General features: G+C 65.3%; 2 protein-coding genes. Both read left to right on the forward strand.

From position 1 onward, the window contains the following. On the forward strand, positions 1–1,695 hold a 1,695-nt coding region (locus BFQ04_RS11650; RefSeq protein ID WP_139111922.1), incomplete at its 5' end, for an amino acid adenylation domain-containing protein. 30 nt (positions 1,696–1,725) lie between these two features. Further along, positions 1,726–7,715: amino acid adenylation domain-containing protein (locus BFQ04_RS11655; protein ID WP_371914497.1), on the forward strand; the 5,990-nt coding region annotated here is incomplete at its 3' end.

Here is a 7,715-nt window from a genome sequence, read left to right on the forward strand (position 1 = left end):
CGTGGCGTCGGCCCGGAAGTGCGCGTGGCGATTGCCATGCCGCGCAGTGCCGAGATCATGGTGGCGTTCCTCGCGGTGCTGAAGGCCGGTGGCGTGTACGTGCCGCTGGACATCGAATACCCGCGTGATCGCCTGCTGTACATGATGCAGGACAGCCGCTCGCGGTTGCTGCTGACCCACTCGACGGTGCAACAGCGCCTGCCGATTCCGCAAGGCCTGCAAGCCCTGGCAGTGGATCAGCTACAGGACTGGTCCGATGACAACTACACGGCGCCGAACGTCGCCCTCGACGGCAACAACCTCGCCTACGTGATCTACACCTCCGGCTCCACCGGCATGCCCAAGGGCGTGGCGGTGTCCCACGGACCGCTGGTGGCGCACATCATCGCCACCGGCGAGCGCTATGAAACCCGCCCGGCCGATTGCGAACTGCACTTCATGTCCTTCGCCTTCGACGGTTCCCACGAAGGCTGGATGCACCCGTTGATCAATGGCGCCAGCGTGCTGATCCGTGACGACAGCCTGTGGCTGCCCGAATACACCTATGAACAGATGCACCGGCACAACGTGACCATGGCGGTGTTCCCACCGGTGTATCTGCAGCAACTGGCCGAACACGCCGAACGCGACGGCAACCCTCCGGCGGTGCGCGTGTATTGCTTTGGCGGTGATGCCGTGGCGCAGGCCAGCTATGACCTGGCCTGGCGTGCGCTGAAACCGACCTACCTGTTCAACGGCTACGGCCCGACGGAAACCGTGGTCACGCCGCTGCTGTGGAAGGCGCGCAAAGGCGACCCGTGCGGCGCCGTCTACGCGCCCATCGGCACCTTGCTCGGCAACCGCAGCGGCTACGTGCTGGACGCGCAACTCAACCTGCAACCCATCGGCGTGGCCGGCGAGTTGTACCTGGGTGGCGAGGGCGTGGCGCGGGGTTACCTGGAGCGTCCGGCGTTGACCGCCGAACGTTTTGTGCCGGACCCGTTCGGCAAACCCGGCAGCCGCGTGTATCGCAGCGGCGACCTGACCCGTGGGCGCCCGGATGGCGTGGTGGATTACCTGGGGCGCGTCGACCATCAAGTGAAAATCCGTGGCTTCCGTATCGAGCTGGGCGAAATCGAAGCGCGCCTGCGCGAACAGGACAGCGTCGGCGAAACCGTGGTGGTGGCCCAGGAAGGCCCGACCGGCAAGCAGTTGGTGGCCTACGTGGTGCCGGCCGATGCGACCCTGGCCGACCAGGCCGAATTCCGTGACACCCTGCGTCGCGCCCTGAAAAGCGGCCTGCCGGACTACATGGTGCCGGCGCATTTCGTGTTCCTCGCGCACATGCCGCTGACCCCCAACGGCAAGCTCGACCGCAAGGGCCTGCCGTTGCCGGATGCCAGCCAGATGCAGCAGCAGTACGTGGCGCCGCAAACCGAACTGGAGCAGCAGATCGCCGCGATCTGGGCCGACGTGCTGCACCTGGCGCAAGTGGGCCTGAACGACAACTTCTTCGAAGTGGGCGGGCATTCCCTGCTGGCCATCCAGATCACCTCGCGGGTGCAGGCCGAGCTGGGCCTGGACGTACCGCTGATGGAACTGTTCCAGACCGAATCACTGCGTGCCTACGTGCAGGCCGCAGCCACTTTCCGCGCCGGCAGCGTGGAAGATTTTGATGATCTTCGTGACTTTTTGAGCGAACTAGAGGCGATTTGAACCATGCTTTCCAACCCTAACATCGACCTGGTGTCGCGCTTTCTTCGCTTGCCTCTGGAACAGCGCCAGCAGTTTTATCAGCGTCTGCAAAGCCGGGGCATGAGTTTCGCTCAACTGCCGATTGCTTCAATCCGTGAGGACGGCCAACGCCTGCCGCTGTCCTACGCCCAGGAGCGCCAGTGGTTTCTCTGGCAACTGGACCCCGGCAGCGCCACTTACCACATCCCCGGTGCCTTGCGTTTGCACGGGCGCTTGGACCTGGCGGCATTGCAGCGCAGCTTCGACAGCCTGCTGGCCCGTCACGAGAGTTTGCGCACCCATCTGGTCGAGGAGGGCGAGCACTTGTGGCAGGCTGTGCTGCCCCAGGCACGGGTCGAGATTCAGCGGGCGCAGATCGATGAAGCGCAGTTGATGGCGCGAGTGGAAGCGGAGGTGGCGCAGCCGTTCGATTTGCACCAGGCGCCGCTGCTGCGCGTGACCTTGCTGCAACTGGCTGAAGATGACCATGTGCTGGTGATGGTGCAGCACCACATTGTCTCCGACGGCTGGTCAATGCAGGTGATGGTTCAGGAGCTGGTGCAGCTGTATGCCGCCGGCAGCCAGGGCCAGGACCTGCAACTGCCGCAGTTGCCGATCCAGTACGCCGACTACGCCCTGTGGCAGCGCGGCTGGATGGAAGCGGGGGAGCGGGCGCGGCAACTGGCCTATTGGCAAGCGCTGCTGGGCGGTGAACAGCCGGTGCTGGAACTGCCGCTGGACCGTCCGCGCCCGGCGCAGCAAAGTCATCGCGGCGCGAGCTTGCAGGTGCACCTGCAGCCCGAACTGGTCGCCGGCCTCAAGCGCCTGGCGCAACAAGAGGGCGTCACCGCGTTCATGCTGCTGCTCGCGTCCTTCCAGACCTTGTTGTACCGCTACAGCGGGCAATCGGATATCCGCATCGGCGTGCCGATTGCCAACCGCAACCGCGTCGAAACCGAGGGGCTGATCGGGTTTTTCGTCAACACCCAAGTGCTCAAGGCTGACCTGGACGGGCAGATGAGCTTTGTCGAGTTGCTGCAACAGACCAAGCGCCGCGCCCTGGAAGCCCAGGCCCACCAGGACCTGCCGTTCGAGCAACTGGTGATGGCGCTTTCGCCTGAACGCAGCCTGAGCCACAACCCGTTGTTCCAAGTGATGTTCAACCATCAGACCGATGCCCAGGGCGGGCGCGACGGCCAGCAATTGCCGGGCCTGCGCGTGGTGGAGCTGGATTGGGACAGCCAGACCACGCATTTCGACCTGAGCCTGGATACCCACGAGTCGGCCGAAGGGCTTTGGGCGGCGTTGAACTACGCCACCGATTTGTTCGACGCAGCGACCATCGAACGCCTGGCGCAGCACTGGCAGCAGTTGCTGCAGGCGGTCGTCAGCGCCCCGCGCAGCCGTCTGGCCGAGCTTTCGCTGCTGGATGCCGCCGAGCAGCAACGCATGCTCCAGGACTGGAACGCCCCGGCCTGCGCCCGTCAATTGCACGGCGTGCACCGACTGTTCGAAGACCAGGCCGCCGCGCAGCCCGAACGCCAGGCGCTGGCCCTGGACGATCAGGCCCTCAGCTACGGTGAACTGAACCGCCAGGCCAACCGCCTGGCGCACTACCTGATCGCCCGAGGCATCGGCCCGCAAGCCTTGGTCGGGATCGCCGTGGAGCGCTCCTTCGCCATGGTGGTCAGCTTGCTGGCGGTGCTCAAGACCGGCGCGGCCTATGTGCCGTTGGACCCGGAGTACCCTCGCGAGCGTCTGGTGCACATGCTCGAGGACAGCGATGTGCGCCTGGTGCTGACCCAGTCGCACCTGCGCGATCGCCTGCCATTGCCGGCGCACGTGGCAGCCGTGGAAATCGACCTCGCCCAGGCGCAGTTGGCGGTGTGTGATGAACACAATCCACCGGCGGTTTTCGAACCGCGCAGCCTGGCCTATGTGATCTACACCTCGGGCTCCACCGGCAAACCCAAGGGCGTTGCCATCAGCCATGGTGCGCTGAGTGAGTTCGCCGGGATTGCCGCCGACTATTCGCAACTGGTCGCGCAAGACCGGGTACTGCAGTTCGCCACCCTGAATTTTGACGGCTTCGTCGAGCAGTTGTACCCGGCCCTGACCCTCGGTGCCACGGTGGTGCTGCGTGGCCCGCAACTGTGGGACGGTGCCGAGCTGTATCGGCAGATCATCGAGCAGGGCATCACCCTGGCCGACTTGCCGACCGCCTACTGGAAGCTGTTTTTGCAGGATTGCCTGGCGGCGGGCGCGCGGCCTTACGGGGCTTTGCGCCAGATGCATATTGGCGGCGAAGCCATGCCCCTCGACGGTCCGTTGTCGTGGCAACGGGCGGGCCTGGGCCATGTGCGGCTGCTCAATACCTACGGGCCGACCGAGGCCACCGTGGTCTCCAGCGTGCTGGACTGCACGGACCCCGACGTGATCAGCGGCGTCACCGCCAGCCCCATCGGCCGCGCGCTGCCCGGGCGTGGGTTGTATGTGCTGGATCGCGACCTGAACCTGCTACCCGCCGGTGCCGTGGGCGAACTCTACATCGCCAGCGCCAGCGGCCTGGCCAGCGCTTATCTGCGGCGCCCGAGCCTGACCGCCGAGCGCTTTGTCGCCAACCCGTTCAGTGCGTGCGGCGCGCGGCTCTATCGCAGCGGCGACCTGGCGCGTTATCGCGCCGATGGGGTGGTGGAGTATGTCGGCCGGGTCGACCATCAAGTGAAGGTGCGCGGTTTCCGCATCGAACTGGGCGAGATCGAAACCGTGCTGCTGGCCCAGGATGGCGTGCGTGAAGCGCTGGTGCTGGCTGTCGACAACCAACTGCTGGCCTACCTGGTGCCCGCGCAACCGTCGAGTGAAGCCGAACGGTTGATGAGCACCCTGCGCGAACAGCTGCCGGACTACATGGTGCCGGCGCACCTGATCTTCCTCGAGCGCATGCCGCTCAACCCCAACGGCAAGCTGGACCGCCAGGCACTGCCCAAACCGGACGCCAGCACGGTACATCAGGACTGGCAGGCACCGGTGACTGCGTTGCAACAGCAGATCGCCGCGATCTGGGCCGATATTCTCGGCGCCGACAACGTCGGTTTGAACCAGCACTTCTTCGAACTGGGCGGGCATTCGCTGCTGGCGATGCAGGTGGTGTCGCGCATTCGCCAGACGCTGCAGCGCGAGGTGCCGCTCAAGGCGTTGTTCGAACACCCGCGGCTGGATGCATTTGTCGCGGCGATGCAGGCCCAGGACAGCCTGGCACCCAGCGCACCGCCGTTGCTGCCGGTCGGGCGCGAGCAGGCCTTGGCGCTGTCCTATGCCCAGGAGCGCCAGTGGTTTCTCTGGCAATTGGAGCCGCACAGCGCCGCTTACCACATCCCCAGTGCGTTGCGCTTGAAAGGGCAACTGGACCTCGACGCGTTGCAGCGCAGTTTCGATGCGTTGCTGGCCCGGCATGAAAGCCTGCGCACCTGCCTGCGCCAGGAGCATGCACGTGCAGTGCAAGTGATCGCGCCGTCGGCATCGCTGCAGATCGCCCACGCCGATGTCGACGAAGCTGAACTCCAGGCGCAGGTCGAGGCGCAGATCGCGCAGCCGTTCAACCTGGAACACGGCCCGTTGCTGCGTGTGTCGCTGCTGTGCCTGGCTGAGGACGAGCATGTGCTGGTGCTGGTGCAGCACCACATCGTCTCCGATGGCTGGTCGATGCAGGTGATGGTCGAAGAACTGGTGCAGCTCTATGCGGGCTACAGCCAGGGCGAGGAAGTGCAGCTGCCGGCGTTGCCGATCCAGTACGCCGACTATGCCGTGTGGCAGCGCAATTGGATGGAAGCGGGTGAGAAGGCCCGTCAGCTGGCGTACTGGCGCGAAATGCTCGGTGGCGAGCAAAGTGTGCTGGAGTTGCCGTTCGACCACCCGCGTCCTGCCGTGCAAAGCCATCGCGGCGCACGCCTGGCCTTCGAGCTGGACCCCGAACTGAGCCAACAGCTCAAGGCTCTGGCCCGGCAACAGGGCGTGACCCTGTTCATGTTGCTGCTGGCGTCGTTCCAGACCCTGCTGCATCGCTACAGCGGCCAGGAAGAAATCCGCGTCGGCGTGCCCATTGCCAACCGCAACCGCAGCGAAACCGAGCGGCTGATCGGCTTCTTCGTCAATACCCAGGTGCTCAAGGCGGACCTGCATGGCCAGATGAGCGTCGAGCAGTTGCTGCAACAAACGAGGCAACGCGCGCTCGAGGCCCAGGCCCATCAGGACCTGCCGTTCGAACAGTTGGTGGAAGCCCTGCAACCGCAACGCAGCCTGAGCCACAACCCGTTGTTCCAGGTGATGTTCAACCACCAGACCGACGTCAGCCAGGCCCAGGTCCAGCAGCACCTGCCGCACCTTCTGGTCCAAGGGCTGGAATGGCAAAGCAAAACCGCGCATTTCGACCTCGACCTGGACATCCAGGAGTCCACCGAAGGTATCTGGGCCACCCTGGGTTATGCCCAGGATCTGTTCGAAGCCGACACCGTGCAACGCATGGCGCGCCACTGGCAGAACCTGTTGCAGGGCATGGTCGCCAACCCTCGGCAATCGCTCGGCCAGTTGAACCTGCTGGACGCTGCCGAGCAGCAGCACATCCTGCAGCTGTGGAACTGCGCCGATGCCGGCTACCCGTCCCAGCGGCTGGTGCATGAGTTGGTGGCCGACCGCGCCCGGGAAACCCCGGATGCGGTGGCGGTAAAGTTCGCCGACGAGCAACTCACTTACGGCCAGCTGGATCGCCAGGCCAACCGCCTGGCCCACGCGCTGATCGCCCGTGGCGTCGGCCCGGAAGTGCGCGTGGCGATTGCCATGCCGCGCAGTGCCGAGATCATGGTGGCGTTCCTCGCGGTGCTGAAGGCCGGTGGCGTGTACGTGCCGCTGGACATCGAATACCCGCGTGATCGCCTGCTGTACATGATGCAGGACAGCCGCTCGCGGTTGCTGCTGACCCACTCGACGGTGCAACAGCGCCTGCCGATTCCGCAAGGCCTGCAAGCCCTGGCAGTGGATCAGCTACAGGACTGGTCCGATGACAACTACACGGCGCCGAACGTCGCCCTCGACGGCAACAACCTCGCCTACGTGATCTACACCTCCGGCTCCACCGGCATGCCCAAGGGCGTGGCGGTGTCCCACGGACCGCTGGTGGCGCACATCATCGCCACCGGCGAGCGCTATGAAACCCGCCCGGCCGATTGCGAACTGCACTTCATGTCCTTCGCCTTCGACGGTTCCCACGAAGGCTGGATGCACCCGTTGATCAATGGCGCCAGCGTGCTGATCCGTGACGACAGCCTGTGGCTGCCCGAATACACCTATGAACAGATGCACCGGCACAACGTGACCATGGCGGTGTTCCCACCGGTGTATCTGCAGCAACTGGCCGAACACGCCGAACGCGACGGCAACCCTCCGGCGGTGCGCGTGTATTGCTTTGGCGGTGATGCCGTGGCGCAGGCCAGCTATGACCTGGCCTGGCGTGCGCTGAAACCGACCTACCTGTTCAACGGCTACGGCCCGACGGAAACCGTGGTCACGCCGCTGCTGTGGAAGGCGCGCAAAGGCGACCCGTGCGGCGCCGTCTACGCGCCCATCGGCACCTTGCTCGGCAACCGCAGCGGCTACGTGCTGGACGCGCAACTCAACCTGCAACCCATCGGCGTGGCCGGCGAGTTGTACCTGGGTGGCGAGGGCGTGGCGCGGGGTTACCTGGAGCGTCCGGCGTTGACCGCCGAACGTTTTGTGCCGGACCCGTTCGGCAAACCCGGCAGCCGCGTGTATCGCAGCGGCGACCTGACCCGTGGGCGCCCGGATGGCGTGGTGGATTACCTGGGGCGCGTCGACCATCAAGTGAAAATCCGTGGCTTCCGTATCGAGCTGGGCGAAATCGAAGCGCGCCTGCGCGAACAGGACAGCGTCGGCGAAACCGTGGTGGTGGCCCAGGAAGGCCCGACCGGCAAGCAGTTGGTGGCCTACGT

Source organism: Pseudomonas sp. 37 R 15 (assembly GCF_900004865.1).
Taxonomy (GTDB): domain Bacteria; phylum Pseudomonadota; class Gammaproteobacteria; order Pseudomonadales; family Pseudomonadaceae; genus Aquipseudomonas; species Aquipseudomonas fluorescens_AM.